Genomic DNA, 26,583 nt, shown 5'->3' on the forward strand with positions numbered 1-26,583 from the left:
CCACCTCCCCCGCTGCGCGGGAGAGGGGAAGAACGGCGCGGTCGTTGTTCTACAGACATTTTTTGCGCAATTTCGATGAAGCGCGCAATCTGCCCCCTCTCCCGCGTAGCGGGGGAGGGTTGGGGAGGGGGCACGCCGCGCTCTTGCGCATGACCGACCGCGGGAGTTAGTCAGAACCGCAACCGCCCCCACACACGAAAGACCAGCATGACCGCCACTGAGAGCTTCCACCACGACATCGCCGATCGCCACGACAAGCTGCTGATCGTCGATTTCGGCTCGCAGGTGACGCAGCTCATCGCGCGGCGCGTGCGCGAGGCCGGCGTCTATTGCGAGATCGCGCCCTTTCAGAGCGCCGAGCGCGCCTTCGCCGAAATCCGCCCCAAGGCGGTGATCCTCTCCGGCGGCCCCTGCTCCGTCACCGAGGACGGCTCGCCGCGTGCGCCGCAGAGCATTTTCGACGCGAAAATCCCCGTGCTCGCCATTTGCTACGGCGAGCAGCTGCTGGCCGCGCAATTGGGCGGCGCGGTGGAGGGCGGCCATCATCGCGAATTCGGCCGCGCCGAGATCGGCGTCGTCGAGGAGAGCCCGCTCTTTTCCGGCGTGTGGGAAAAGGGCGGCCACTATCCCGTATGGATGAGCCATGGCGACCGCGTCACCCGCCTGCCGGAAGGCTTTCGCGTCATCGCCGCTTCCGAGAACGCCCCAATGGGCGCCATCGCCGACGAGGCCCGCCGCTACTACGGCGTGCAATTCCATCTCGAGGTGGCGCATACGCCGGATGGCGCCAAGCTCATCTCCAATTTCGTCCATAATGTCGCGGGGCTGAAATCCGACTGGACCATGTCGGCCTTTCGCGGCGAGGCGATCGAGGCCGTGCGCCGCCAAGTCGGCGCCGGCCGCGTGCTCTGCGGGCTTTCGGGCGGCGTCGATTCCGCCGTCGCGGCCGTGCTGATCCATGAGGCGATCGGCGACGCGCTCACTTGCGTCTTCGTCGATCACGGCCTGCTGCGCGGCGGCGAGGCGGAGGAGGTCGTCACCCTCTTCCGCGATCACTACAACATTCCGCTCGTGCATGTGGAGGCGCAGGAGCTGTTCCTGCAAGCGCTGGAAGGGGTCGAGGACCCGGAGGTCAAGCGCAAGACGATCGGCCGCCTCTTCATCGAGACCTTCGAAGAAGAGGCCAGGAAGATCGCCGCAGACGGCCGCGGCGCGCCGCAATTTCTGGCGCAGGGCACGCTCTACCCGGACGTCATCGAGAGCGTGTCCTTCTCCGGCGGGCCTTCGGTGACGATCAAATCGCATCACAATGTCGGCGGCCTGCCCGAGCGCATGAATATGAAGCTCGTCGAGCCCTTGCGCGAATTGTTCAAGGACGAGGTGCGCGCGCTCGGCCGCGAGCTCGGCCTGCCAGAGGCTTTCGTCGGCCGCCACCCCTTCCCCGGCCCCGGCCTCGCCATCCGCTGCCCCGGCGGGATCAGCCGCGAGAAGCTGGAGATTTTGCGCAAGGCGGACGCCATCTATCTCGACGAGATCCGCAAGGCCGGGCTCTATGACGTGATCTGGCAGGCCTTCGCCGTGCTGCTGCCGGTGCGCACAGTGGGCGTGATGGGCGACGGCCGCAGCTACGACCATGTCTGCGCTTTGCGCGCCGTGACGAGCACCGATGGAATGACGGCGGATTTCTATCCCTTCGACATGAATTTCCTCGGCCGGGCGGCGACGCGCATCATCAATGAGGTGCGCGGGGTGAATCGCGTGGTCTACGATGTGACCAGCAAGCCGCCGGGGACGATCGAGTGGGAGTGAGGGCTTCGAGCCGCTACGGTCATTCGACCGCAGGGATCGCCGCCTCGCGAGCCCGCGCCGCCTCCACGGAAGAGCGCGCGGCAATCCGCGCGACATAGGCGCCGATCTTCGGCCAACGCCCGAGATCGATCGAGAAGCGCGGCATCCAGCCGAGCACGGTGAAGAGATAGGCGTCGGCGACCGTGAAGGCCCCACCCATTAGAAATGGACGGTCGACCAATGCCGAATCGAGCCAATCGAAACGCTTGAACAGTCGCGCCTCGAAGAACTCTCGAGCCGCCTTCGGCAACGCGTGATCGAACAAAGGGCTCGAACCGGCGTGAAGCTCGCTGGCGATGAAGTTGAGCCATTCCTGAAGACGCACGCGCTCCAATTCGCCGTTCGGCGGCGCGAGCCCCGCCTCCGGTTTCAGATCGGCGAGAAATTGGAGAATCGCCGGCCCTTCTGTCAGCGTCTCGCCACAACCCACGCGGAGCGCGGCGACATAGCCTTTCGGATTGACCGTCCAGAAATCGCCGCCCTCCGACGTCCTCTTGGTTCGATTGTTCACCCGTACGAGCTCGTAAGGCAGCCCCAGCTCCTGCAACGCGATATGCGGAGCGAAAGAGCAGGCGCCGGCGGCAAAATACAGCTTCATCCAGACATCTCCGTCGAAGAAGGACGCGGGCATGTTGACATGGCGCAGTGGAGAAGAAAAATTACGGTAAAAGATTTCTCATATAAGCAGCTCTAATATGAAGTTGACACAGCTCCGCGGCCTGATCGCCGTAGCGGAATCCGGCAGCATCACCGCCGCGGCCGAAGCGATCGGCGTCACGCAGTCCGGCCTGAGCCAGGCGCTCGCGGCGCTGGAGGAGAGTCTCGGCGTCAAATTATTGGTGAGGAAAGCAAACGGAATCGAGCTGACGGCGTTCGGAGAACGCGTTCTCGAGCACGCCCGCGCGGCGTTCACTCATGTGGAGGCGATCCGCCGAGAAGCGGCGCTCGCGGCCGGGGAGCAGTTCGGCGCGCTCCGCATCGCCGCCTTCCCCAGCGTGTTCGCGACCTTTCTGCCGCCCCTGCTCCGGCGCTTCCGCACGCTCCACCCCGACATAGACGTGATCGCGCTGGAGACGGATGATCGGGAGGTCGAAATCTGGCTCGACGAGGGATCGGTGGACCTCGGCGTCGTATTGAATCCGCCACCAGAGAGAAACACGATCACGATTGGGCGGGACGCCTGGGTCTGCGTTCTGCCCTCCTCTCATCGTCTGGCGCGACGTGGATCATCCGTGTCGCTCGCCGAACTGACGGCGGAGCCTTTCGTGCTCGCGACCGGAGGATGCCATATCCATGCGCGCACGCTCGCCGAACATGCCGGCTTGTCTTTGACGAATATCCGAATGGAGGTGCGCGACTGGACGAGCGCCATTGCGCTCGTCCGCGAAGGCGTCGGCGTCGGCCTCGCGCCCGAGTCGACCTTGCCGGAAAAGCGGAAGGGCTTACGTGTCGCGCGGCTCGATCCGCCGCTCTACCGCAAATTCGGCTTGGCCGCCGCGCCGGGACGCACGCCCTCGCGCGCCGCGCGGCTCTTCATGGATCTACTGCAGGCAAAAACGTGAGCCTGCGGCCCCGTCACATCCCCGTGACCACCGGCTCCCCGGCCTTCTGCCAGCCGATGATGCCGCCGCCGAAATGCGTGCTCACGTCGCGGCGGCCGAAGAGGCGGGCCTGCTCCATGGCGTTCACCGAGCGCTTGCCGGAGCGGCAATAGATCACCACCTTCTGCCCCTCCGCCGGCGTCGGAATCTTGGTCGGATCGAAGGCGGACAGAGGCACGAACAGCGCGCCGTCGATATGACCCTGGGCGTATTCGTCCGCCTCGCGCACATCGACCAGAATGATCGACTTGTCGGCAATGCCGCTCTTCAAATCCTCGAGGCTGATCTCATTATACCAGTCGGCCATGTCGTCTTCCCAAATCGAGGCGCGGCCGTGCGGTCGGCTCTCTCGCCGCGGCCGTAAAGGCTCAGGCGGGCGGCTTGAAGCGTCGCGCGGGCGCGTTAGGTGGCAAGCCCTCGGGGGCGTTGTTTCCGCCATTTGACACAGGAGCTCCACAAATGTCCAGGAACGCATCGCTGAATGCATCGCTCGCGCTCGCGGCCGCAGTCGCTCTGGCCTTCGCCGCCTTTCCCGCCGCGGCGGAAGTGCAGATGTTCAAGGGCGATCTCAGCGGCGGGGCGGAAAATCCGCCGAGCGCGAGCAAGGGCGTCGGCTCCATCGCCGTCACGCTGGATCCCAAGACGCGGAAAATCAGCTGGAAGGGCTATTTTGTCGGCCTCGAGGGCCAGGAGCTGAAGGCGCATTTCCACGGGCCCGCCAAGGCCGGCGAGAAAGCCGCGCCGGTGCTGCCGGTCGAGGCCGTTGAGGAGACATTCCAGGGCTCGGCGACGCTCGACGCCAAGCAGGTCAAGCAGCTGGAAGATGGCCAATGGTATTTCAACATCCACTCGTCCAAGCATCCGGAAGGCGAGCTGCGCGGGCAGTTGAACCGCGTGCGGTGACGGGCGCGCTTATTGCGGATTTTCCAGGCTGAAGGTCTGCGCGCCTTCGTCATAGGCGAAAATCTCGCCATAGCGGCCCCAGGTGGTGACGCTCCGCAGCGTCATCTCCGCATAATCCTCGCTCATATAATCCTCGAGCTCCTCGCGGAAGCGCGTGGCGGGCGCGTAATGCGACGGCCGCTCGTCGAGCACGCGGCGGATACGCTGCGCCAGCGGCACATAGGCGAGCAAATGGTCGCCGAACAGCTTCTTGCGCTGATCGACGTCCATCTCAGCGAAGCGCTTGCCGGCCGTCGTCAGCTTGATGTCGCCCTCGGCGAGCTCGGCGAAGCGCAGGAGCTGCAAAGTCTCGGCGACGGGGAAGAGATCGTCGATCTCGAGCTGCAGGCTGTCGGCCAGCGCCGGCAGATCGGCCTTGCCGTCATAGGGCGGCGCCGCCACCTCCTCGATCATGCCGGCGAGCGTGTTGGTGGAGACCGTCGGCAGCGCCATGCCGAGGCCGAGGCCCGGGAAGGTCCCCTCGCGCTTGGGCGGCTCGGCGCGACGCGTCATCAGCGCATAGATCTGGTCCACGAGCTGGCGGAATTCGGGATCGAGCCGATTGCGCGGATGCGCCAGCGTCACGCGGATTTCCGCGGCGATGCGGCCCGGATTGGAGGAGAGCACGACGATGCGGTCGCACATCAGCACCGCCTCCTCGATATTATGCGTGACCATCAATATGGATTTGATGGGCATGCGGCCTTCCACCCACAGATCGAGCAGATCGGTGCGCAGGGTCTCGGCGGTCAGCACGTCCAGCGCCGAGAAGGGCTCGTCCATCAGCAGAATATTGGGTGAGACGACGAGCGCCCGCGCAAAGCCGACGCGCTGGCGCATGCCGCCGGAAATCTCCTTGGGAAAAGCGTTCTCGAAACCGTCGAGGCCGATGATGTCGATCGCCTTCAGCGCGCGGCGGCGCGCGTCCGCCTCGCGCACGCCCTTGGCGCGCAGGCCGAGCTCCACATTGGCGAGCACGGAGAGCCAGGGAAACAGCGCGAAGCTCTGAAACACCATGGCGACGCCGTCGACCGGGCCGTCCACCTTCTCGCCGCGATAGAGCACCTCGCCGCCGGTCGGCCGCGCGAGGCCGGAGACGATGCGCAGCAGCGAGGATTTGCCGCAGCCCGAGCGGCCGAGCAGGCCGACGATCTGGCCATCGTCGAGCCGCAGGGAAATATCGTCGAGCACGATCGGGCCTTTTTCGCCGCTCGAGCGACCATAGGCCTGGAAGACGTTGCGGAGCTCGAGCAGAGGCGCTTTTGTCGCGGACATGGCGGAACCCTTCAGGAGAGGCGCAGGCGCCGTTCGACGAAGCCGAACAATTGGCGCCAGAACAGCCGGTTGAACAGAATGACCACGACGCTCATCATCGAGACGCCGAGCACGATCTTCGGATAGTCGCCGGCCGCCGTCGCCGCGGCGATATAGGCGCCTATGCCCTGCGCCTCTATCGTGTCGTTTCCCCATTTCACATATTCGGCGACGATGGAGGCGTTCCACGAGCCGCCCGAGGCGGTGAGCGCGCCGGTCACGTAATAGGGGAAGATCGCCGGTAGAATGACATTCTTCCACCAGGCGAAGCCGCGAATGCGGAAATTGGCGGAGACCTCGCGCAGATCATTGGGAAAGGCGGAGGCGCCGGCGATGACGTTGAAGAGAATATACCATTGCGTGCCGAAGATGATCAGCAGCGACAGCCATATGTCGGGATCGAGCCGGAAGGTGAGAATGCCGATGACGGCGATGGGAAAGAGCACATTCGCCGGAAAGGCCGCGAGGAATTGCGCGAGCGGCTGGATCTTCTCGGCGACGCGGGGGCGCAGGCCGATCCAGACGCCGATCGGAACCCAGACGAGCGTCGCCAGCGCGATCAGCACGACGACGCGGATCAGCGTGTAGAAGGTCAGCAGCAGCGCATGGCGGAACTCGTCCACGCTGACGGCGCTGCGCACGAATTCGAATACGAGGAAGAGCGAATAGAAGAAGACCGCGCCGATGGCCGCGAACCAGACGACATCGAAGACGACGACCGCCCGGCGGCTCTGCGGCATGCGCGGCGCCGAAAAGGGCAAGGCCAGCTTCCACAGCGAGGCGCGGCGGAGCAGCGCGGCCGGCCAGGCCGCGGCGACGCGCAGCCAACGCGTGCGGACGAAGAGGTCGCGCACCCAGCTCTCCGCCTCGTCCTGCGAGGCCGACAGCTCGACGCGGAATTTTCCCGAAAAGGCGACGATGGGGCGAAACAGCAATTGGTCATAGGCGAGAATGATGAGCGCCACGGCGACGACCGCCACCACGACGCAGTCGATGCGCTTGCTCTCGATCGCCAGCGCGAGATAGGAGCCGACGCCCGGCAGGCGCACATTCACATCGCCGACCGTGATCGCCTCCGAGGCCACGACGAAGAACCAGCCCCCAGACATGGACATCATCATGTTCCAGATGAGGCCCGGCATGGCGAAAGGCGCCTCGAGCTGCCAGAATTTCTGCCAGGGCGTGAGGCCGAAGCTCGCGGCGACCTCGTCGAGATCGCGCGGCACGGTGCGCAGAGACTGGTGAAAGGAAAAGGCCATGTTCCAGGCCTGGCTGGTGAAGATCGCGAAAATGGCGGCGCCCTCCGCCCCGAGCGTCGAGCCCGGGAAGAGGCCGAGGAAGAAGGTCACAGTGAAGGAGAGAAAGCCGAGCACCGGCACCGATTGCAACACGTCGAGCAGCGGCACGAGGATCATCTCGGCGCGTCGGCTCTTGGCGGCGAGAGTCGCATAGAGCAGCGTGAAGAGCAGCGAGAAGCCGATCGCCGCGAACATGCGCAGCGTCGTGCGCAGGCCGTAATAGGGCAGCGCCGAATAATCGAGCGTCAATTGCGCGGTCTCGGGCGCCTCGAGCGGCATCGCCATGCCGCGCCAGCCGAGGGCGGCGAGCGCGAAGACCCCGAGAACGAGGCCTAGGGCGACGAAGTCCCAGAGATTGGGCAGTGTGCGGCGGCCGAGCGCAGTGAGCGAGACGAAACTATTCAGCATGAACGACCGGCTTTCGGCGAAGCGAGGCGCGAGAACGCCGGCGGGCTGAGCCCCGGCGGGAGAGGATGTCGCACGGCCAGCCGTTTCCGTCACCTCCCGAGCGCGCGGAATCGAACGGCGCCGAAGCGCCGCCGTCCAATGGCCAAGGCGTGTGACGATTGCGTGTCGGCGCGACCAGAGATCAGCGGCCGTCCCGCGCGCTGGCGCCGGGCGCCGGGCGGGCGTCCCGGCGGAACTCGCCCCTCGGCGCGACAGACCCGGTCGGCATGGGATCGATCCGCACATTTTCGAGCCGATCGAGCCGCGACTCGAGCCGCTCCAGCCGCGTCGCGCCCAAATCGCGGGCAGACTCCAGCGCGCGCAGCCGCGTCCCGGCGCGCAACGCCTCCTCGTCATGGCGAAGCGCTTCGATGAGCGCGCGCGTCGTCCGCGCTTCGTCGAGCAGGCGGGCGATCTCGCGACGCTGCTCGAGGCCGACAGAAACCTCCGGCTTCCAGTCGAGCGCCTTGGCGAGAGTCTGAGCGTCTATGCTCTGCGCGGCGTGGAGCGCGTCCTTGACCCCGGTGCGCGCGCCGAGGAGAAAGCCGGCCGTCGCCCCCGCCCCGACAGACAAAGCGACGAGACCGAGAAGCCACGAAAGCCGAATGCCGTGGGGCCGCGAATGGGACGCTGCTCGGCGCGCCTCTGGCGTCGACATGGGAGACCTCCTGAGCGACGCCGCAGCGATGTCTCAGGACGAAGAGTCTCCGCGCCCATGGTTAACCGAGCGTTAACGCCGCCGCGCCGCTCAGAGCCCTTGTCTCCCCAAACCATTTCTAAAATGGCGATTTCCAGAAGCGCCGCGCGCGCCGAACGGCCGCCGGCGCAGCGAATGCGTCCGGCGGCGCGCAGAGCCCGCGCGGGCCATGAGGTTTCGGCGGTCAGCGAGCGGCCGGCGCTCCGTGAGAGCCGTGAGCGCCGCCCTTCATGATGCGATGCGGAATGTCGCTATAGGGCGCGATGCCATGCCCGCCGACCGAGGAGCGGCCCTGGCTGGACGAGCGACCTTGAAGCGCCGAGCGACCTTGGATCTCGGAGCGACCTTGGGCCTCGGAGCGACCTGGCGAACCGCTCTGGCCGGCGACGCGCGCCTTGCCGGATTTCCAGCTTTTCTGCAATGCCGAGTTTCCGCTATAGGCGGAGGAGCGGCCTTTTGTCGCCTTGGAGGCGCGCGAGCCCGGATAGTCCTGATAACGAGCCTTGGCGATATCTGAGGCCGCGCCGGCGGCGAGCGCCGGAACCGCCGAGGGCAAAGCCAGCGTCGGAACCGTCATAGCGAGGAGTCCGAGCGCGACCGCGCCCATGGTCAGATTCGTGAGGTTCATTTGCACACTCCCGTATCGCGAGCTCTACGCGAGAGACCGCGGCGTCCCCCCAGGGCGTCCAAACGTGCGGAGGCGACGACGGTTCCGCCGTCACAGCCGATCGCCGCCACGCCATAGCCCGCCCGAAAGGGTGGCGAGGGCAAGATTGCAAGTGGAGGCGACGCTACCTATAGTCCGCGCCAATTCCGGCCGTGAGCACACGAAAGAGCCGGAGACCGCAACGCCCAAGGGAAGCCCCACATCATGCTGGAAGGCCTGCGCATCGCCTCGCAACACCGGATCGGCCGCATCGTCCTCGGGCTCGTCATGGGCTTCATCGCGCTGAGCTTCGCGGTGTGGGGCATAGGCGACGTGTTCCGCGGCTTCACCTCCACGCGGCTCGCCAAGGTGGGCTCCGGCGAAATTTCAGTCGAGGCCTTCCGCGGCGCCTATCAGAACGAGCTGCGCCGCCTGCAGCAGCGCGCCCGCCGCGCGATCACCAATGAGGAGGCGCGCCGCTTCGGCCTCGACCAGCAGGTGCTGCAACGCCTCATCACCGAGCTTTCGCTCGACCAGAAGGCGAAAGCGCTCGGCCTCGCCATCTCCGAGGACGAGACGCTGCGCCTCACCCGCGAAGAGAATGTCTTCAAGGGCCCCACGGGCAAGTTCGACTCCGACCGCTTCAAGCAGATCATCCGCGACGCCGGCTATACGGAGCGCAGCTTCCTCGTCGAGCAGAAGGGCAGCTATCTGCGCAAGGAGCTCACCGACTCCATCGTCGCCGGGCTGGAGCCGCCGCGCCTCGTGCTCGAAGCGCTGCATCGCTTCCGCAGCGAGACGCGCGAGATCGATTATTTCCTCCTTCCGGCCGCGGCCGTCGGCGAAGTCGCCAAGCCGACCGACGAGGAGTTGAAGAAATATTTCGACGACCGCGAGCAGAGCTTCCGTGCGCGGGAATATCGCAAGGTCACCCTGCTCACGGTGACGCCGGCGTCGCTCGCCAAGCCGCAGGAGATCGGCGAGGCGGAGGCGCGCAAGCTCTATGACGAGGTCAAGGCCAAGCGCTACGGCACGGCCGAGAAGCGCCATCTGCGCCAGATTCTCTTCGCTTCGAAGGATGAGGCCGAGAAGGCGCTGGAGCGGCTCGGCGGCGGCCTCGCCTTCGATCAGCTGGCTACCGAGCGCAAGCTCTCGCAGAAGGACATAGACCTCGGCCTGCTCGAGGCGCGCGACCTCGGCGACAAGCAGATCGCCGACAAGGTCTTCGCCTCGCCTCAGCCGGGATTCGTCGGCCCGATCCAGACGGCCTTCGGCTTCGCCATTCTCCAGGTCGAGAAGATCGTCCCCAGCGTCTTCACCCGCAGCTACGAAGAGGCGAGCGACGAGCTGCGCCGCGAGATCGCGCGGGAGCGTTCCGTCCCCTCCGTGCGCAAGCTGCATGACGCGATCGAGGATCAGCGCACCGGCGGCAAGGCGCTCGGCGAGGCCGTCAAATCGGCCGGGCTCGACGTGACGACGGTCGAGGCCGTCGATTCGACCGGCCTCGACCCCGCCGGCAAGGAGATCGCGGGCCTGTTCGGCTCCGAGGATCTGCTGAAGGCGATCTTCGCCTCCGACGTCGGCGTCGACAATGACACTGTGCCGACGCGCGACGGCGGTTATGTCTGGTTCGAGATCGCCAAAGTGGAGCCGGCGCGCCAGCGCAGCTTCGCGGAGGTGAAGGAGGCCGTCGAGGCGGCCCTGCGCGGCGAGAAGCAGCAGAAGGCGCTGACCGAGCGCGCCGATGCGCTCACCGCGGAGCTGCGCGCCGGCAAGGCGATCGAGGACGTCGCCAAGGGCTCCGGCGCCGAGACGCGACATGTGAACGACGTGAAGCGCGCGCCGCATCCCGAGCTCTCGACCGCGGCGATCGTCGCGATCTTCGACGCGCCGCCGCATGGCGCCGGCTCGGCCGCCGTCGAGGGCGGACGGCTCGTTTTCCAGGTCAAGAGCGCGTCGACGCCGGCTTACGATCCCGCCTCGATCGAGGCGAAGGCGGCAGCGGAACAGCTGCGGCCGGCCTTCACCAATGATATTCTCGAGCAATATGTCGGCGCGCTCGAGAAGGTCTTCAACGTCTCGATCAACGAGCATGCGTTGCAGGCGGCGACCGGCGGAGCGGATCAGAACCAGTGAGCGCATTGTCGGAACCGGCGTTCGACGAATTCGCCGCCGCCTATGACGCGGGCCGCGCCTCGCTCGTAGCGACGCGGCTCGTCGCCGATCTCGAGACGCCGGTCGCGGCCTATCTGAAGCTCGCGCGCGAGCGGCCGGCGAATGTCTTCCTGCTCGAATCGGTCGAGGGCGGCGCCGCGCGCGGCCGCTATTCGATGATCGGCCTCGATCCGGACGTCGTCTTCCGCATCCGAGGCGAAAAAGCCGAGATCAATCGCCGCGCGCTGCGCGAGCCCGCCGCCTTCGAGCCCTGCGCGAAGCCGCCGCTCGACGCGCTGCGCGAGCTGCTCGCCGCGTCGGCGATAGAGGAGGTCGCGCATCTGCCGCCCATGGCGGCGGGCGTGTTCGGCTATCTCGGCTATGACACTGTGCGGCTGATGGAGCGCCTCCCGCCCGCCAAAGCGGACGCGATCGGCGTGCCCGACGCCATACTGCTGCGCCCCACAGTGATGGTCGTCTTCGACAATGTGCGCGACGAGATCATCGTCGTGACGCCGGCGCGGCCCGCGGCGGGCGTTACCGCCCAGGCCGCCTATGAGGCCGCGCTCGCGCGGCTCGACGGCGTGGTCGCGACCCTCGAGGCGCCGCTCGAGCAGCGCGAGGCCGAGGCCGATCCGCTGCTGCTCGCCGAGGAGCCCGTCTCCAACACGACGCCCGAACGTTTTCTGGAAATGGTCGAGCGCGCCAAGGACTATATTCGCGCCGGCGATATTTTTCAGGTCGTGCTGTCGCAGCGCTTCACTGCGCCCTTCACCCTGCCCGCCTTCGCGCTCTATCGCGCGCTGCGCCGCGTCAATCCGGCGCCCTTTCTCTGCTTTCTGAATTTCGGCGATTTCCAGATCGTCTGCTCCTCGCCCGAGATTCTCGTGCGCGTCGCCGAGGGCAGAGTGACGATCCGCCCCATCGCCGGCACACGCTGGCGCAGCGCCGTGAAGGCGGAGGACGAGCGCCTCGCCGCCGATCTTCTCGCCGATGAGAAAGAGCGCGCCGAACATTTGATGCTGCTCGATCTCGGACGCAATGACGTCGGCCGCGTCGCGGCGACGGGAACCGTGCGCGTGACCGACAGTTTCACGATCGAGCGCTACAGCCATGTGATGCATATCGTCTCCAATGTGGAAGGCGCGCTCGATCCCGCGCGCGACTGCATAGACGCGCTGGCCGCCGGCTTTCCGGCCGGCACGGTCTCCGGCGCGCCGAAGGTGCGCGCCATGGAGATCATCGACGAGCTCGAGACAGACAAGCGCGGCATTTATGGCGGCTGCATCGGCTATTTCGGCGCCGGCGGTCAGATGGACACATGCATCGTGCTGCGCACCGCCATAGTGAAGGACGGCAAGATGCATGTGCAGGCGGGCGCCGGCGTCGTCTATGACAGCGATCCGGATTATGAGCATCGCGAGACGGTGAACAAATCGAAGGCGCTGTTCCGCGCCGCCGAGGAAGCGGTGCGCTTCGCGACGCGCGCCAGGCGCGGGCAGTAGCGAGACCCGAGCGAAAGAGGCCGCGTGTGACCGACAATTCGCTCTATGACGACGCCGACGACCCTCACCGCCCGATCCGCCTCGGCGATGCGGGCGCGGCCGGGGCGGCTGCGCGCTGGGGCAATATGCTCACGCTGTTCATGCGGATAATGGCGCTGTTCTGGCTGCTGCAGGGCGTGATGCAATGGGTCATCGTGCTCACCGCGAGCAAGCCGATCTTCGACGAAGCCCCGACCAACGCCGCCATCGCGGTCGTCTTTTTCGCCGTGCTCGATCTCGTCGCCGGCGTCGGGCTCTGGCTGGCGACGCCCTGGGGCGGCGTGCTGTGGCTGCTCATCGCCGGCGCGCAAATATTCGTGACCTTGAGCGTGCCGGGGTTTTTCGCCGGCGGCTATTGGCTCATCGCCCTCGATCTGGCGCTCATCGGCCTCTATTTCTTCCTCACCTATGAGGCCGGCCGGGACTATGAGGCGCAGCGCCTGCGCGAGAAGCGGCGCAGGCGGCGCGCTCCCGAGTTCGAGGCTGTCGACGGCGTCCTCGGCCGCTTGCAACGCCATGCGCGCGCCCTCTTCGGCCGGCTCGGCGATTAGGCGCGCAAACGCTGCGCCGCAACAAGCCTAATACAATTCTAACGATTTGATTTACCGACCGTTCACCCCGTCGACGGTAGTGGAGGTAAACGACGGATTCAGGCTGTTGTTTAAAGCGGTCTTCATTCGCGGCGGATAGGTTCGTGTCCATGGAGAGCGGACCGGACCAACGACATCCGGCGCATAAGACGAGACGGAGCTTGTTCATGAATACGGCGTCGAAGACCGAGGCGGCGCAGGCCCGCGCGGAGAAGATCAACGAAATTCGTCCGATCTATCTCGAATCCCTCACGCTGGTGGAGCGTCTGCATCGCCGCCTGCTCGACGTGATCAAGGACGAGTTCGACCGCCGCAATCGCGGCGATGTCAATTCTGTGCAGGCGCTCCTGCTCTACAACATCGGCGACAAGGAGCTCACTGCGAGCGAGTTGCGCACGCGCGGCTATTATCTCGGCTCAAACGTCTCCTACAATGTGAAGAAGCTCGTCGAGATGGGCTATCTCCACCACGCCCGCTCGCGCGTCGACCGCCGCTCCGTGCGCATCAGCCTCACGCCCAAGGGCAAGGAAGTGCATGACATCGTCGCCGCGCTCTACGAGAAGCATGCAACGACCGTCGAGCAGATCGGCGGCGTCTCCACCGCCGAGTTCCGCAGCGTCAACACCGCCCTGACGCGCCTCGAGCGCTTCTGGACGGATCAGATTCGCTATCGCCTCTGACGCCTCTCCTCCTCGAGACTTTCTCCGCCTTACTCGGGCGATCGTCGCTTCCTGCGTCGATCGCCCTTTTTCATGTCCGCTTTCTCGACCCGCTCGTCGAACCTCGGGATTTCCTCCGGGATTTCTGCTATGAGAACGCATCGCGGACGTCACGTCGAGACAGAGGCCTCCTCAATGCGCTGGGCGATCACTCTCGGATCTTTCAAAGGCACCGCCGTCCGCATTCACATCACCTTTCTGCTGCTGCTCGCCTGGATCGGCTTCTCCGCCTATCGCAGCGGCGGCGCGATCGCCGCGCGCGACAGCGTCATCTTCATCACGCTCATATTCACTTGCGTCGTGCTGCACGAGTTCGGGCACATATTGATGGCGCGCCGCTTCGGCATCGTCTCGACGGAGGTCACGCTGCTGCCGATCGGCGGCGTCGCCAATCTCGACCATATGCCCGAAAAACCCTATCAGGAATTGCTCGTCGCGCTCGCCGGCCCGGCGGTGAACATCGTCATCGCGGCGATCCTCTTCGCCGCGCTCGGCACCTTCCAGCCGGAGGCGCTCACGCAGCTCGACGACCCGCATCTCAATGTCTTCGCGCGTCTCGCCGCGGCCAATCTGTTCCTGGCGCTGTTCAACCTGATTCCGGCCTTCCCCATGGACGGCGGCCGCGTGCTGCGCGCCGCGCTCGCCATGTGGTTGCCGCGCGCGCGGGCGACGCGCATCGCCGCCTTCATCGGCCAAGGCTTCGCTTTCATGCTCGGATTCTTGGGCCTGTTCGGCAATCCGCTGCTCGTGTTCATCGCCATCTTCGTCTACATGGCCGCCAGCGGCGAGGCGCAGATGACGACGGCGAGCGAGGCCGCGCGCGGCCTCTCGGTCGCCGACGCCATGGAGACGCGCATCGCCGCGATCGGCTGGGGCGCCGATCTCGGCGAGGCGGTCGAAACCCTGCTCGCCACCTCGCAGGACCAGTTTCCGGTGGTCTCCGCCGACGGCCGCTTCATGGGCCTACTCGACCGCTCGGACATTATCGGCGCGCTGAAGGGCGACGACCGCGGCGCGCCGATCGCGCCCTATGTGCGGCGCGACGCGCCGACCGTGAGCGCAGGCGCGCCGCTCGACAAGACGATCGAGACATTCGCCGGCGCCTCGGCCATTGGCGTGCTCAACGCTGAGGAGACGCTCGTCGGTCTGCTGACGCGCCAGAGCATCGGCGAGATCATGCTCATCGCCAATATGCGGCCAGACTGGCGGCTGGCCCGGCGTGAGTAGAAATATGAATATAATTCAAATAGATGTAGCGCAGACCGCGACCTCGGACGAGCGGCGTGTCGCGAAGGCCCGAAGCGTGAATTGACTTGAGCGGCCGAAGAGCCGAGAAAATCGCGCCACGGCGGGTGGAAGCGCCGTGACCGCCGAGAACCGGACCCGCGCGAATGACAAAAGTCACGCTCATCGACAATTACGACAGCTTCACCTTCAACCTCGTGCATTATTTCGGCTCGCTCGGGGCCGAGGTGACGGTCAAGCGCAATGACGCGGTCTCGGTCGCCGAAGTGCTCGCCGCCGGCCCGGAGGCCATCGTGCTCTCGCCCGGCCCCTGCACGCCCAAGGAGGCGGGCATCTGCCTCGATCTCATCGCCGCGGCCTGGGCCGAGATTCCGATCTTCGGCGTCTGTCTCGGCCATCAGTCCATCGGACTGTCGTTCGGCGGCGATGTGATCCGCGCGCCTTTGCCGGTGCATGGCAAAATGGCGACGATCCTGCACAAGGGCGAGACGATTTTCCGCGGTATCGAGGGGCCGTTCCAGGCGACGCGCTACCATTCGCTGATCGTCGCGCGCGAGACGCTGCCGTCCTGCCTGCGCGTCACCGCCGAGACGCCGGACGGACTCATCATGGGCCTCTCGCATGAGAGCGCGCCCGTGCATGGCGTGCAATTTCATCCCGAGAGCATCACCTCCGAGCACGGCCACAAGATTCTGCGCAATTTCCTCGATCTCGCGCAGGAGTGGAACGCGACGCGCCGCCCCGCCAAAGTCGCGTGAGCCTATGCGAGCCTGAAGGCTCGCACTCCTCATCAGAGACCTGCGACCGAGACCTGCAACCATGACCGACCTCGGGCCCTTTCTGACGACCATCGCCTCCGGCGCGACGCTATCGCGCGAGGAGGCCCGCGCGGCGATTTCGGTCGTGCTCGAGGGCCGCGCGACTCCAGCGCAGCTCGGCGCTTTTCTGATGGGCCTGCGCCAACGCGGCGAAACGATCGAGGAGATCGTCGGCGCAGCGCAGGCGATGCGCGCCGCAATGGCGCCGGTCGAGGGCGCGGCGGACGCCATCGACATCGTCGGGACGGGCGGCGACGGCGCCGGAACTTATAATGTCTCGACCTTGGCTGCGCTCATCGTCGCCGGCTGCGGCGTCCGCGTCGCAAAGCACGGCGGCCGCGCGGCCTCCTCTCGCTCGGGCGCGAGCGACGTTCTGGCGGAGCTCGGCGTCAAGGTCGGCGTCACGCCCGAACACGCCGCCTTTTGCCTTGCGGAAACAGGCATTTGCTTCATGGCGGCCGCGACGCATCACCCGGCGATGCGCCATGCCGCGCCGATTCGCGCCGAGCTCGGCCTGCGCACAATCTTCAATCTGCTCGGACCCTTGTGCAATCCGGCGCGCGTCGAGCGGCAGCTGCTCGGTGTCGCCTCTCGCGCGCTGCTGGAGCCGCTGGCGCGCGTGCTGGCCGAGCTCGGCTCGAAGCGCGTCTGGCTGGTCCATGGCGAGGACGGGCTCGACGAATTGACGACGACCACAACCTCGCAAGTCGTCGCGCTCGAAGGCGGCGTCGTCAAAAGCTTCGCCGTCACGCCGGAGGAGGCCGGCCTCACGCGGGCGACGCCGGACGCGCTCGTCGGCGGCGATCCGGCCCATAACGCCCGCGCGCTGCGGGCCGTGCTGGCGGGCGGGCGCGACGCCTATCGCGACATAGCGGTTCTCAACGCTGCGGCGGCGCTGGTCGTGGCGGGGGCGGCGGCGGAGCTTCGCGAGGGCGCGGAGCTGGCCGCAAAAGCGCTCGACAGCGGCGCCGCGCAGGCGAAGCTCGAGGCGCTCATTCGCGTCTCCAATGCGCAAGGCGCGCCGAAGCCTTGAAATTCCCTGCGACGCGCGGCCGCGCTGGCGGGAAATGCTTCGTGTCCTTCGTGTCTTCGTGGTAGAAAACCTTTCGAAGGCGCGAAGGACCAAAAGCGGCATGACCGACATTCTGAGCAAGATCGAAGCCTATAAGCGGACCGAGATCAACGACGCCAAGGTGCGTATGCCGCTGGCGACGCTCGAGCGCAATGTGCGCGACCATGATCCGCCGCGCGGCTTCGTCCATGCGATCGAGGCCAAGCTCGCGGAAGGCCGCATCGCGCTGATCGCGGAAATCAAGAAGGCGAGCCCGTCCAAGGGCGTGCTGCGCCATGATTTCGATCCGCCGGCGCTGGCCCGCGCCTATGAGGCGGGCGGCGCCGCCTGCCTCTCCGTGCTGACCGACGGCCCCTCCTTCCAGGGCAAGCTCGAGGATCTCGAAGCGGCGCGCAAGGCGGTGAACCTGCCGGCGATTCGCAAGGATTTCCTCTACGACCCCTATCAGGTGTTCGAGGCGCGCGCCTATGGCGCCGATTGCATCTTGATCATCATGGCCGCCGTCGGCGACGAGGAAGCCGAGCGCCTCAACACCACGGCGCATGATCTGCGCATGGATGTGCTCGTCGAGGTCCATAATGAGGAAGAGCTCGACCGCGCGCTGGCGCTCGAGACGCGGCTCATCGGCGTGAACAATCGCGACCTGCACACATTCGATGTGACTCTGGAGACGACCGAGCGTCTCGTCGAGCGCATTCCCAAGGACAAGATCATCGTCGCCGAGAGCGGCATCACGAGCCATGAGGATTGCCTGCGGCTCGAGAAGGCGGGCGTCTACACATTCCTCGTCGGCGAGAGCCTCGTGCGCAAGGAGGATGTGGCGACAGCGACGCGCGAGCTGCTGCATGGCTCCGCCAATGGCGAGCACAGACGGACGCGCGCATAGACATGGGATCGCTGACGCATCTCTCGAACAAGGGCGAAGCGCATATCGTCGACGTCTCCGACAAGGCGGAGACGAAGCGCGTCGCCATAGCGCGCGGGCGCATCGTGATGGATGCGGCGACGCTCGCTCTCGCGGTCGAGGGGCAGGCGAAGAAGGGCGATGTGTTCGGCGTCGCGCGCGTCGCCGGCATAATGGCGGCGAAGAAGACGCATGAGCTGATCCCGCTCTGCCATCCCCTGCCCGTCACCAAGATCGCCGTCGATCTCGAGGCGGACGCCAGCCTGCCGGGCGTGCGCGCGACGGCGGAAGTGTCGGTGACCGGCAAGACCGGCGTGGAGATGGAGGCGCTGACCGCGGTCGGCGTCGCCTTGTTGACGATCTACGACATGCTGAAGGCCGTCGATCGCGGGATGCGTATCGAGGGCGTCGAGCTCGTCGAGAAACGCGGCGGACGCTCCGGCGAATGGCGTCGCGACGAAGTGGACCAAAATGGCTGACGACAAATTGCTGTCCGTGGACGAGGCCCTCGCCCGCGTGCTCGCCGGCGTGACGCGCCTCTCTGGAGAAGAAGACGCCCCCCTCGCGAAGGCGCTCGGCCGCACTCTGGCGAAGGATCTCGTGTCTCGCCGCACGCAGCCGCCGGTCGCGGTCTCCGCCATGGACGGCTATGCCTTGCTCGCCGCCGATCTCGCGGCGCCCGGCGCGCGGCTCAGACTCGTCGGAGAGAGCGCCGCCGGCCATGGCTATCATGCGCCGCTCGGAGCGGGCGAGACCGTCCGCATCTTCACCGGCGCGCCCGTTCCCGAAGGCGCCGACACGATCCTCCTGCAAGAGGACGCGACTGTCGACGCCGCGGGCATCGGCGCCGCCTCCCCACCCCCGGCCGGACGGCACATTCGACCGCGCGGCCTCGATTTCCGCGAGGGCGACGCCGCGCTATTCGCCGGCGCGCGTCTCGGCCCCAGCGAGCTGGCGCTCGCCGCCGCGATCAATCATCCGCTGCTGCCGGTGGCGCGCCGTCCCCGCGTCGCGCTCATCGCCTCGGGCGACGAGCTGGTTCCGCCGGGCGCCGAGCCCGGGCCGAGCCAGATCATCGCCTGCAATTCCTATGCGGTCGCGGCCATCGCCGAAGCCGCGGGCGCGGAGGTGATCGATCTCGGCATTTTCCGCGACGACATAGCGGAGCTGGAAAAGGGCCTCGAGCAGGCACGCGCGGCGAAGGCCGATGTGCTGGTGACGCTCGGCGGCGCCTCGGTCGGCGATCATGATCTGCTGCGGCCGGCGCTGGCCCACCAAGGCATGACGCTCGACTTCTGGCGCATCGCCATGCGGCCGGGCAAGCCGCTGATCCATGGGACGCTCGGCGACACACGCATTCTGGGCCTGCCTGGCAATCCGGTGGCGGCTTTCGTCTGCGCTCTGGTGTTTCTCGACCCGCTCATTCGCGCGCTGCAGGGCGATCCGCACGCAGGCGCCGACGAGAGCGAGGCCGCCATCGCCGGCGCGCCGCTGAAAGCCAATAAGGGAAGGCGCGATTATATGCGCGCGACGCTCTCGCGCGACGCCGAGGGACGCCTCGTCGCCACGCCGCAAGCCTTGCAGGATTCCTCGCTGCTGACTGAGCTCGCGCGCTCGCAGGCGCTGCTCATTCGCGAGGCGGGCGCTGGCGCGGTGGAGGCGGGCGGCGCCTGCCGTATATTGAGGTTGCCGGGGGCTTTCGTCGCCGGGGCGTGAGCCGCCGCCTCGGTGAGTCGTCATCGCGAACGCAGCAAAGCGATCCAAGGGCGGCCTCACGGCTCTGGATTGCTTCGCCTGTGGCTCGTAGGCCTCGGATTTTCGTGCTTTTCGGCCGCGTTTAGCGGTAAAATCAAAGCTCTCGAATCGTCCTGTTCACCCCTGAGGAGTCCCCGACCATGACCGACGACGCCGATGCGACGACGCCGCAAGAATATGGCGCGGATTCGATCAAGGTGCTGCGCGGGCTCGACGCCGTCCGCAAGCGTCCCGGAATGTATATCGGCGACACCGATGACGGCACCGGCCTCCATCACATGGTCTACGAGGTCGTCGACAATGCGATCGACGAATCGCTCGCCGGCCACGCCACGCTCGTCACCGTGACGCTGAACGCCGACGGCTCCTGCACCGTGACCGACAATGGCCGCGGCGTTCCGACCGGCATCCACAAGGAGGAAGGCGTCTCGGCGGCGGAGGTCATCATGACCCAGCTGCACGCCGGCGGTAAGTTCGACCAGAACTCCTACAAGGTCTCCGGCGGCCTGCATGGCGTCGGCGTCTCCGTCGTCAACGCGCTCTCCGTATGGCTGAAGCTGCGCGTCTGGCAGGAGGGGCGCGAGCATTTCATGGAGTTTTCCAATGGCGACGCCGTCGCGCCGCTCGCCGTCGTGGGCGCCGCGCCGATCGAGGACGGCAAGCCGAAGCGCGGCACGGAAGTCACCTTCCTGCCCTCCTCCGCCACTTTCACCATGATCGAATTCGATTTTGCGACGATCGAGCGCCGTCTGCGCGAGCTCGCCTTTTTGAATTCCGGCGTGCGTATCGTGCTCACCGACATGCGCCATGCGGAGCAGAAGCGCGAGGAACTCTATTACGAGGGCGGGCTCGAGGCCTTCGTGCGCTATCTCGACCGCGCCAAGACGCCGCTGCTTTCGGCGCCGATCCTCATTCACGGCCAGCGCGATCAGATCAATGTCGAAGTGGCGCTGTGGTGGAACGACTCGTACCACGAGAATGTTCTGGCCTTCACCAATAATATTCCGCAACGCGACGGCGGCACGCATCTCGCGGGCTTTCGCGCCGCGCTGACGCGGCAGATCACCGGCTATGCCGAGCGTTCCGGCCTCGCCAAGCGCGAGAAGGTCGATCTGACCGGCGACGATTGCCGCGAGGGCCTGACCTGCGTCGTCTCCGTGAAGGCGCCGGACCCGAAATTCTCCTCGCAGACGAAGGACAAGCTCGTCTCCTCCGAAGTGCGTCCGGCGGTGGAGAATGTCGTCAATGAATTGCTCGACCAATGGCTGGAGGAGCGCCCGCAGGAGGCCAAGACCGTCGTCTCCAAGGTCTGCGAGGCGGCAGCCGCGCGCGAGGCGGCGCGCAAGGCGCGCGAGCTGACGCGGCGCAAAGGCGCGCTCGACGTCGCCAATCTGCCCGGCAAGCTCGCCGACTGCCAGGAGCGTGATCCGGCCAAAGCCGAGCTCTTCATCGTCGAGGGCGATAGCGCCGGCGGCACCGCCAAGCAGGGCCGCAATCGCGAGTTTCAAGCCGTCTTGCCGCTGCGCGGCAAGATTCTCAATGTCGAGCGCGCACGCTTCGACAAAATGCTGTCGTCCGAGCAGATCGGCACGCTGATCACCGCGCTCGGCACCGGCATCGGACGCGACGAGTTCAACGCCGACAAGCTGCGCTATCACAAGATCATCATCATGACCGACGCTGACGTCGACGGCGCCCATATTCGCACGCTGATCCTGACCTTCTTCTATCGGCAGATGCCGGAGTTGATCGATCGCGGCCATGTGTTCATCGCTCAGGCGCCGCTCTACAAAGTGACCAAGGCCAAATCGACGCAATATTTGAAGGACGAGCGCGCGCTCGAGGATTATCTGATCGACTCGCTGCTGGAGGGCGCAGTGCTCCGCTGCGGCAATGGCGAGGAGCGCGCCGGCAAGGATCTGCGCCAGGCGCTCGAGGATGCGCGCGCCTTCCGGCAGATCATGACCAGCCTGCATTCGCGCTACGACCGCAATGTGGTGGAGCAGACGACCATGGCCGGCGCCTTGCAGCCGCCGCAGGACGAGGCGCAGGCCGATGCGAAGGCGGCCGAGGTGGCGAACCGCCTCAATGCGATCGCAGAGGAGACCGAGCGTGGCTGGACCGGCGAATTGCGCGAGGGCGGCTATGTCTTCCACCGCACTTTGCGCGGCGTCGCTCAGGCGGTGACGCTGGACGCCGCGCTGCTCGCCTCGAGCGAAGCGCGCAAGCTGCAGGAGCGCGCCGAGACCTTGCGCGAGATTTTCTCCGGCCCGGCGGCGCTGGCGCGGCGGGGCGACGAGACGCCGCTCTCCGGCCCGCTCGCGCTCTATGACGCAATGGCCGCGCAGGGCCGCAAGGGCCTCGCGATCCAGCGCTACAAGGGCCTCGGCGAGATGAACGCCGAGCAATTGTGGGAGACGACGCTCGACCGCGAGGTGCGTTCGCTGTTGCAGGTGAAGGTGAAGGAGGCCGCCGAGGCCGAGGATATTTTCGTGAAGCTGATGGGCGATGTCGTCGAGCCGCGCCGCGAGTTCATCCAGGAGAATGCGCTCAACGTCGCCAATCTGGACGTGTGATGACCGAGAGTCCCTGCGTCAAAATCTGTCGGATCGACCAGCAGACCGGCTTCTGCATCGGTTGTGCGCGGACGATAGCGGAGATAGCCGGCTGGGGCGCCGCCTCCGAGGGAGAGCGTAAGCGCATCCTCGCCGCCCTCCCCGCGCGGCGCGCGCGCCTGCCGCGCCCGCAGGAAGAACGTCAGGCCTCGCCGCCCTCGTCGTGAGCGAAGACCGCGGCCCGGCGAACGCCGACGCGCTGGCCCGCGATCTCCACGCAGCCAGCGAAACGACTTTGGGCGCGACCGTCTGGCGGCCACGCCCCCGCAAGGCTGAGCCGCCGCCGGCGATGGATGATCGGATCGAGCTCGCCGTCGTCGGCGCGCATCTTACGGGCATGCCGCTCAACGATGAGCTGCGCTCGCTCGGCGCGCGCTTTTTGCGTGCAGCGCGCACGACCAGCGGCTATCGGCTCTTCGCGCTCGTCGGACAGACGCCGCCCAAGCCCGGCCTGCTGCGCGACGAGACCGGACGCGGCGAGGTGGAGGTCGAAGTCTGATCACTGGATCGCGCGAATTTCGGCGCCTTTGTGGCCGCCGTTCCGCCGCCGCTCTGCATCGGCGCGCTTCGCCTCGCCGACGGCTCGTCGCCCAAGGGTTTTCTCGTCGAGCCGGCGGCCCTCGCCGGCGCGGAAGACATCACGAATTTCGGCGGTTGGCGCGCCTTTGTCGCGCAGGACGGCGGCCGCGTGTGAGCCAGCGCACACCACGATAGCGCGGCCGACTTGCCAAGCTCGGAGGGTTCATCCTATAGCTCGTCCAGTCGTTGGCGGAAGGCCGCAGGGACGGGACCTGCGCTATAGAAGCGCTCGATCTATTAGAGAAAATTCTGATAAACGGCTTCCCTCTCATGATCTGCCCCCGCCGAATCATCCCTCGACCGAAAGGCGAGACATGACAAAAATTCTGCCTGTCATTATGTGCGGCGGGGCGGGCACGCGCGTATGGCCCGAATCGCGGGAGTCGCTCCCGAAACAATTTATCCCGCTCATCGGCGAGAAATCGACCTTTCAGACGACCATCGAGACGCTGTCGGACGAAGCCTTCGACAAGCCGGTCATCATCTCCAACGCCGATTATCGCTTCCTGGTCACCGATCAGCTGCGTGAGATCGGCGCCTGCGCCGATATCGTCCTCGAGCCCACGCGGCGTGATTCCGCCGCCGCCGTCGCCGTCGCCGCAGGTCTCGCCGCCCGGCGCTCGCCGCAGACGATCGTCGTCGTGCTGGCCGCCGACCATGTCGTGCGCGACAGACAAGGCCTCGTCGAGCTCTGCAAAAAGGCGGCGGCCGCCGCGGCCGAGGGCCATATCGTCACGCTCGGCGTCAAGCCCGACAGTCCGGCGACCGGCTATGGCTATCTGCGACCGGGCGAACGGCTTTTCGGCGAGGTCTCCAAGCTCGAGGCCTTCGTCGAAAAACCCGATCGCGACACGGCGCAGCGCTATATCGACGCCGGCTATCTGTGGAACAGCGGCAATTTCATCTTCCGCGCCGATGTGATGCAGGAGGAGATCGCGCAATTCGAGCCGGCGATCTTCGAGGCGGCCGAAAAAGCGATCGACGCCGGGCGCCGCGATCTGGATTTTCTGGTGCTGGACGCCGAAGCTTTCGCGCGCGCGCCCAAGACCTCCATCGATTACGCGGTGATGGAGAAGACGCGCCGAGCCGCGGTGATCGAGGCGGACATCGGCTGGTCGGACGTCGGCAATTGGCGCGCCGTTTGGGAGCTGACCGAGCGCGACACGGCCGGCAATTCGGTGCGCGGCAATGGCGTGATCCGCGACTCGCGCAATGTGCATGTGCGCTCGGACGACACTCTGACGACGGTCGTCGGCGTCGACGACGTCATTGTGGTGACGACGCAGGATGCGGTGCTGGTGCTCGGCCATGAGCATGGCGACAATGTCAAGCAGCTCGTCGATCAATTGAAGCGCGAGAACCGCCGCGAGGCGGGCGAGCACAAGCGCATCTTCCGTCCCTGGGGCTATTATCAGTCGGTGGATTCCGGCGATCGGCATCAGGTGAAACGCATCGTCGTGAAGCCTGGCGCGCGTCTGTCGCTGCAGAAGCATTTTCATCGCGCCGAGCATTGGATCGTCGTCAAGGGAACGGCGGAGGTCGGCCGCGATCAGGAGACGCTGCTCGTTCACGAGAACGAATCGATCTATCTGCCGATCGGCTGCATTCATCGCCTGAGCAATCCCGGCAGAATCGACCTCGAGCTCATCGAGGTGCAGACCGGCTCCTATCTCGGCGAGGACGATATCGTGCGTCTCGCCGATTTGTATAGCCGCGCCTAGAGGGCCTATAGAGGCCCGTTCGAACGAATTTTTTACGCCGCGAGAGCGGATTACAAATAAAGAGGGGTGCATGACGAAACGCGCGCTGTTGACGGGCATTACCGGGCAGGACGGAGCCTATCTCGCACAACTACTGCTCGGCAAAGGTTATGAGGTCTATGGCGTGATCCGGCGCTCCTCGCATCGGGGCGTCGAGGACCATCGGCTCCGCTGGCTCGGCGTCGCCGATGACGTGCATCTGCTCGACGGCGATCTCGGCGATCTCTCGAGCCTGTTGCGCATCGTGCAGGAGGTGAAGCCGGACGAGATCTACAATCTCGCGGCACAGTCCTTCGTCGCCTCCTCCTGGCGCCAGCCGATCCTCACCGCCAACATCACCGCCGTCGCCGTCGCCAATGTGCTCGAGGCGGTGCGGCTCGGCGCTCCCGGCGCGCGCTTCTATCAGGCCTCCTCCTCCGAAATGTACGGCCTCATCCAGGAGCCGATGCAGAGCGAGAAGACGCCCTTCTATCCGCGCAGCCCCTATGCCGTCGCCAAGCTCTACGGTCATTGGATCACCGTCAACTATCGCGAGAGCTTCGGCCTGCACGCCTCCTCGGGCATTCTCTTCAATCATGAGAGCCCGCTGCGCGGCATAGAATTCGTCACCCGCAAGGTGACGGACAGCGTCGCGCGCATCAAGCTCGGCCTCGCCAAGGAGCTGCGCCTCGGCAACATAGACGCCAAGCGCGACTGGGGCCATGCGCGCGATTATGTGCGCGCCATGTGGCTGATGCTGCAGCAGGAGACGCCGGACGATTATGTGGTGGCGACCGGCGTCACCACCACTGTGCGCGACATGTGCCGCATCGCCTTCGCGCATGCCGGCCTCGACATGGAGGCGCATGTGGTGATCGACCCGAATTTCTACCGCCCGGCGGAGGTGGAAATTCTGCTCGGCGACTCCTCCAAGGCGCGCAAGGCCCTGGGCTGGGCCCCCGAGACCTCGCTCGACCAGCTGATCCGCGAAATGGTCGACGCCGATCTCGAGCGGCTCAAACCCTTGGCGAAAGCCTGAGGCCGCGAAAGCGGCCTCTCGTAAATCGTCGATCACACAAGGCGGGAGCCGGGATCGATCCCGGCTCCCGCCTCGAGGGCGCCCGACCGGCCGCCCAGTTTCCTTTCGAGAATCGGCGCACGAATTGACGCAATGGCAGAGCCGAAGACCGATCAGCGAGAAGGCGTGACCCTGTCATCCGACAGTCTCACCGCTTTCGTTTCCCCGAAAGGCGCGGAGCTGCAATCGCTGCGCGACAGCGACGGCGTGAACTACCTTTGGGGCGGCGAGCCGATCTGGCCAAAGCATAGTCCGCTGCTGTTCCCGATCGTCGGCCGGCTGGCGAACGACCGCTTCGACTATCGCGGCGAGAGCTATGCGATGCCCAAACACGGCTTTGCGCGCGACAGCCTGTTCGAGATCATCGGCACTTCGCCGAATTTCGCGCGCTTCTCGCTTCGCTCCAACGCCGCGACGCGCGCCGCTTTTCCCTTCGACTTTCTGCTCGAGGTCGAATTCACTCTGTCGGATCGGCGCCTCGACATTCGCCATGGCGTGACCAATCTCGGCGTCGACGACATGCATTTTTCGATCGGCGCGCATCCGGCCTTTCGCTGGCCGCTCGGCGACGCCGCCAAGCAACAGAGCAAAATCCGCTTCGAGCGCGACGAGCCCGCGCCGGTGCGGAGGCTGGTCGGCGGACTCGTCGGTCGAACGGAGCCGTCTCCGGTGGAGAATGACACGCTCTCCTTGCGAGAAACGCTGTTTGCGGATGACGCGATCATTTTCGACGCGCTGGAGAGCCGGCGTCTCGTCTATTCCTGCGGGAGCGGGCGGTCGGTCGAGGTGGGCTGGACGGGTTTCGCGCATCTCGGCCTCTGGTCCAAGCCCGGAGCGGATTTCTTATGCATAGAGCCCTGGCGAGGCTATGATTCGCCGATCGAATTCGCTGGCGAATTCGATCAAAAACCAGGAATCGCGCATGCCCGCCCCGGTGAGACGCTCGATTTCACCTTGTCTATCCAGGTCGCGTGACGA

The 26,583-nt window shown here is 66.1% G+C and carries 24 protein-coding genes and 1 pseudogene; 19 read left to right on the forward strand and 6 right to left on the reverse strand.

Annotated features, from left to right (window positions below; genetic code table 11):
* The first annotated feature begins 207 nt into the window (after positions 1 to 207).
* A complete protein-coding gene (gene guaA, locus IY145_RS22770; RefSeq protein WP_196410284.1) occupies positions 208 to 1,809 on the forward strand; it encodes a glutamine-hydrolyzing GMP synthase in 1,602 nt (533 codons plus the stop codon).
* A gap of 19 nt (positions 1,810 to 1,828) precedes the next feature.
* On the opposite strand, the gene gstA is transcribed toward guaA, so the two are convergent.
* The gene (gene gstA, locus IY145_RS22775; protein WP_196410285.1) at positions 1,829 to 2,446 is read right to left on the reverse strand and encodes a glutathione transferase GstA; all 618 of its coding nucleotides are present in this window, start codon (positions 2,444 to 2,446) and stop codon (positions 1,829 to 1,831) included.
* A 97-nt stretch (positions 2,447 to 2,543) separates the two neighbouring features.
* Between gstA and IY145_RS22780 the strand changes: the two genes are divergently transcribed.
* On the forward strand, positions 2,544 to 3,410 hold the full coding sequence (locus IY145_RS22780) for a LysR family transcriptional regulator (protein WP_196410286.1): 867 nt from the start codon (positions 2,544 to 2,546) through the stop codon (positions 3,408 to 3,410).
* 13 nt (positions 3,411 to 3,423) lie between these two features.
* Here the strand turns inward: IY145_RS22780 and IY145_RS22785 are convergent, their stop codons facing one another.
* Positions 3,424 to 3,756 (reverse strand): rhodanese-like domain-containing protein, encoded by a 333-nt coding sequence (locus IY145_RS22785; RefSeq protein WP_196410287.1) that lies wholly within the window; start codon positions 3,754 to 3,756, stop codon positions 3,424 to 3,426.
* 152 nt (positions 3,757 to 3,908) lie between these two features.
* Between IY145_RS22785 and IY145_RS22790 the strand changes: the two genes are divergently transcribed.
* The gene (locus IY145_RS22790) at positions 3,909 to 4,352 is read left to right on the forward strand and encodes a CHRD domain-containing protein (RefSeq protein ID WP_196410288.1); all 444 of its coding nucleotides are present in this window, start codon (positions 3,909 to 3,911) and stop codon (positions 4,350 to 4,352) included.
* Between the two features lie 9 nt (positions 4,353 to 4,361).
* Here IY145_RS22790 and IY145_RS22795 read toward each other — a convergent pair whose 3' ends face one another.
* The 4 genes from IY145_RS22795 to IY145_RS22810 all read right to left on the reverse strand — a co-directional run bounded on the left by IY145_RS22795 (position 4,362) and on the right by IY145_RS22810 (position 8,775).
* A complete protein-coding gene (locus tag IY145_RS22795; protein ID WP_196410289.1) occupies positions 4,362 to 5,666 on the reverse strand; it encodes an AAA-associated domain-containing protein in 1,305 nt (434 codons plus the stop codon).
* An 11-nt stretch (positions 5,667 to 5,677) separates the two neighbouring features.
* On the reverse strand, positions 5,678 to 7,411 hold the full coding sequence (locus tag IY145_RS22800; protein ID WP_196410290.1) for an ABC transporter permease subunit: 1,734 nt from the start codon (positions 7,409 to 7,411) through the stop codon (positions 5,678 to 5,680).
* A gap of 181 nt (positions 7,412 to 7,592) precedes the next feature.
* Positions 7,593 to 8,108 carry a hypothetical protein gene (locus tag IY145_RS22805; protein ID WP_196410291.1) on the reverse strand — a complete coding sequence of 172 codons (516 nt, stop codon included), beginning with the start codon at positions 8,106 to 8,108 and terminating at the stop codon, positions 7,593 to 7,595.
* Between the two features lie 223 nt (positions 8,109 to 8,331).
* A complete protein-coding gene (locus IY145_RS22810) occupies positions 8,332 to 8,775 on the reverse strand; it encodes a hypothetical protein (protein WP_196410292.1) in 444 nt (147 codons plus the stop codon).
* Positions 8,776 to 9,018: 243 nt separating this feature from the next.
* Here IY145_RS22810 and IY145_RS22815 point away from each other — a divergent pair, with 243 nt between their 5' ends.
* From IY145_RS22815 to IY145_RS22895, 16 genes and pseudogenes are all read left to right on the forward strand, one after another.
* Positions 9,019 to 10,929 (forward strand): SurA N-terminal domain-containing protein, encoded by a 1,911-nt coding sequence (locus tag IY145_RS22815; RefSeq protein WP_196410293.1) that lies wholly within the window; start codon positions 9,019 to 9,021, stop codon positions 10,927 to 10,929.
* Positions 10,930 to 10,934: 5 nt separating this feature from the next.
* On the forward strand, positions 10,935 to 12,452 hold the full coding sequence (gene trpE, locus IY145_RS22820; protein WP_196410683.1) for an anthranilate synthase component I: 1,518 nt from the start codon (positions 10,935 to 10,937) through the stop codon (positions 12,450 to 12,452).
* Positions 12,453 to 12,478: 26 nt separating this feature from the next.
* Complete coding sequence (locus IY145_RS22825) at positions 12,479 to 13,042, forward strand: DUF6163 family protein (protein ID WP_196410294.1); 564 nt, start codon at positions 12,479 to 12,481, stop codon at positions 13,040 to 13,042.
* A 206-nt stretch (positions 13,043 to 13,248) separates the two neighbouring features.
* A complete protein-coding gene (gene ldtR, locus IY145_RS22830) occupies positions 13,249 to 13,761 on the forward strand; it encodes a transcriptional regulator LdtR (RefSeq protein WP_196410295.1) in 513 nt (170 codons plus the stop codon).
* Positions 13,762 to 13,935: 174 nt separating this feature from the next.
* Entirely contained in the window at positions 13,936 to 15,027 is a 1,092-nt protein-coding gene (locus IY145_RS22835) for a site-2 protease family protein (protein ID WP_196410296.1), read from the forward strand.
* A 164-nt stretch (positions 15,028 to 15,191) separates the two neighbouring features.
* Positions 15,192 to 15,803 (forward strand): anthranilate synthase component II, encoded by a 612-nt coding sequence (locus IY145_RS22840; RefSeq protein ID WP_196410297.1) that lies wholly within the window; start codon positions 15,192 to 15,194, stop codon positions 15,801 to 15,803.
* A gap of 61 nt (positions 15,804 to 15,864) precedes the next feature.
* A complete protein-coding gene (trpD, locus tag IY145_RS22845; protein WP_196410298.1) occupies positions 15,865 to 16,896 on the forward strand; it encodes an anthranilate phosphoribosyltransferase in 1,032 nt (343 codons plus the stop codon).
* A 100-nt stretch (positions 16,897 to 16,996) separates the two neighbouring features.
* Positions 16,997 to 17,821 (forward strand): indole-3-glycerol phosphate synthase TrpC, encoded by an 825-nt coding sequence (gene trpC / locus IY145_RS22850; protein ID WP_196410299.1) that lies wholly within the window; start codon positions 16,997 to 16,999, stop codon positions 17,819 to 17,821.
* Positions 17,822 to 17,823: 2 nt separating this feature from the next.
* The gene (gene moaC, locus IY145_RS22855) at positions 17,824 to 18,318 is read left to right on the forward strand and encodes a cyclic pyranopterin monophosphate synthase MoaC (RefSeq protein ID WP_196410300.1); all 495 of its coding nucleotides are present in this window, start codon (positions 17,824 to 17,826) and stop codon (positions 18,316 to 18,318) included.
* On the forward strand, positions 18,311 to 19,555 hold the full coding sequence (glp, locus tag IY145_RS22860) for a gephyrin-like molybdotransferase Glp (RefSeq protein ID WP_196410301.1): 1,245 nt from the start codon (positions 18,311 to 18,313) through the stop codon (positions 19,553 to 19,555). Before moaC ends, glp begins: the two co-directional genes overlap by 8 nt.
* A gap of 179 nt (positions 19,556 to 19,734) precedes the next feature.
* A complete protein-coding gene (gyrB, locus tag IY145_RS22865) occupies positions 19,735 to 22,170 on the forward strand; it encodes a DNA topoisomerase (ATP-hydrolyzing) subunit B (RefSeq protein ID WP_196410302.1) in 2,436 nt (811 codons plus the stop codon).
* Positions 22,170 to 22,376: a DUF1289 domain-containing protein gene (locus IY145_RS22870; protein WP_196410303.1), complete on the forward strand. Its 207-nt coding sequence runs from the start codon at positions 22,170 to 22,172 to the stop codon at positions 22,374 to 22,376. The genes gyrB and IY145_RS22870 overlap by 1 nt, the downstream gene beginning before the upstream one ends.
* A gap of 122 nt (positions 22,377 to 22,498) precedes the next feature.
* Positions 22,499 to 22,903 (forward strand): annotated as a pseudogene (locus tag IY145_RS26650) (hypothetical protein).
* 199 nt (positions 22,904 to 23,102) lie between these two features.
* Positions 23,103 to 24,509 (forward strand): mannose-1-phosphate guanylyltransferase/mannose-6-phosphate isomerase, encoded by a 1,407-nt coding sequence (locus tag IY145_RS22885; RefSeq protein ID WP_196410306.1) that lies wholly within the window; start codon positions 23,103 to 23,105, stop codon positions 24,507 to 24,509.
* Positions 24,510 to 24,579: 70 nt separating this feature from the next.
* Positions 24,580 to 25,566, forward strand: a complete 987-nt coding sequence (gmd, locus tag IY145_RS22890; protein ID WP_196410307.1) for a GDP-mannose 4,6-dehydratase — start codon at positions 24,580 to 24,582, stop codon at positions 25,564 to 25,566.
* Positions 25,567 to 25,698: 132 nt separating this feature from the next.
* Positions 25,699 to 26,580 carry an aldose 1-epimerase family protein gene (locus IY145_RS22895; protein ID WP_196410308.1) on the forward strand — a complete coding sequence of 294 codons (882 nt, stop codon included), beginning with the start codon at positions 25,699 to 25,701 and terminating at the stop codon, positions 26,578 to 26,580.
* Positions 26,581 to 26,583 lie beyond the last annotated feature (3 nt).

This window comes from Methylosinus sp. H3A, assembly GCF_015709455.1.
Classification (GTDB): Bacteria; Pseudomonadota; Alphaproteobacteria; order Rhizobiales; family Beijerinckiaceae; genus Methylosinus.